The sequence below is a fragment of the Halomonas sp. 113 genome (assembly GCF_904067645.1).
GTDB lineage: Bacteria > Pseudomonadota > Gammaproteobacteria > Pseudomonadales > Halomonadaceae > Vreelandella > Vreelandella titanicae.
The window spans coordinates 1-1,566 of sequence record NZ_CAJFDU010000017.1 but is presented as its reverse complement, the minus strand read 5'-3'; the positions used below and the strand labels follow the sequence as shown (position 1 = coordinate 1,566).

General features: G+C 56.2%; 1 protein-coding gene. It reads right to left on the bottom strand.

Annotated features, from left to right (window positions below; genetic code table 11):
- Positions 1-165 precede the first annotated feature (165 nt).
- Positions 166-1,467, bottom strand: a complete 1,302-nt coding sequence (locus tag YERSI8AC_RS00125) for an IS1380 family transposase (protein WP_159178014.1) — start codon at positions 1,465-1,467, stop codon at positions 166-168.
- Positions 1,468-1,566: the final 99 nt, after the last annotated feature.

Below are 1,566 nucleotides of genomic sequence, written 5' to 3'. Positions count from 1 at the left end.
CTAGCCTGGATTTCTCATAGCACCTCAGCCAGTACCGCACTCAGGCTCTAACACCGCTAAACACCTATTGGCTCGACTTACATCGGCTACTTTTTAACCACTTTTCGTCGTTCAGACACACCTCCCCCTTCCCCCCATTGCGTCGGGCCGGGGGAGCCCGAGCAGTCAGTTCGGCACCAACCGCCTGACGAGATCGGATAGCGCCGTTTTATAGGGGTAGCTGTCACTCATGAGTACGCGGATTCGACGCGTATTGCGGATGATGACCGCGCCTACTTTGATGAGCTTGAGCCTCAGGTTGCTCGGACTCATGCGCGCGAAGGGCGTGTGCTTCAGGTAAGTCCGTAACCGCTCGAACAGTGTATAAGCGAAGCCCGACAAGATCAGCCGCCACTGATTGGCCCACCAGTGCGTGCTGGAGGTACGGTCAGCGAACAGGCTCAGTTGTTGATCCTTGATCCGGTTCTCCATGTCACCCCGGGCACAGTACTGCTCGTAGTAAAGCTTGAAGCCGTCATCGTAACGGGAACTGATGATAAACCGGGGATTAGAGCCCAGCTCGCCTTCTTCCAGACGGGCCACCACCCAGCGTGGGTATTTCCAGGAGTGTGCTTGATACGGAAAGCGAAACGTCTCTGCCACTTTCCCTCCCACCTGCCATTGGGTCTTGCGTACCAGCATCATGGGCACATCCACTTCCTTGAGCAGCCGGCTGTTCTTGGCGATTCCCACGATGTAGTCGACGTGATGCCGATCGCACCAGTTCAGCATCCGGGGACGACAAAAGTGGCTATCACCTCGTAACACGATGCGGGTATCGGGCCAGTATTGGCGGATAAAGCGTACCAGTAAGGCGAGGATCGCCCAGCTATGGCGGCTGTCGCTGCGGTCACTGGTGCGCAGATAGCTCACCAGTAAGTGGCGCCCACAGAAGACATACAGCGGGAAGTAACAGTGGTGATCGTAATAACGGTTAAAAAACTTGCCGGGTTGCTCGCCATGCACGGGGATGTCGGTGCCATCAAAGTCCAGCACGATCTCCTTTGGTGGTTCGTCATGCTGTTCAATGAAGTGATGCCACAGCAACTCATGGGCCTTCACTATTGCTTGCCGATCGGCGTTCTGCTCCACCCGGCACAGCGTTGACTTGCCTGCCAGCGTATCCTCTTCACCGAGCGCTGTCTGGAGGGCCTGATCATAGCGCAGGGCCTCATGGTCGTTGAAATCTTCGTAGCCAGCGGCGACACCGAACACCCGCTGACGAACCAGAGTGTCGAGCTTATGACGAACCTGTTCCGGTGCGCGGGGATCATGAAGCACGGTGGCCAAGCGGCGTGTCAGGCGATGGTGTTTATCGACTTCACGAAGCAGGAGTAATCCGGCGTCCGACGTGATGTGGCCCCCGGAGAAGTCGGCTGCAATTTGGCGGCGTGAGAGTGGCGAGAAGGTCAGCTTTTCAGGTACCATTTTGGAAGCGGCTGTTGGTGCTTGATGGATTGGTTAGGTTCTTGAAATCATAGCACTTTCAGCCGCTTTCCTTTATACCCTGTGAGAAATCCAGGCTAG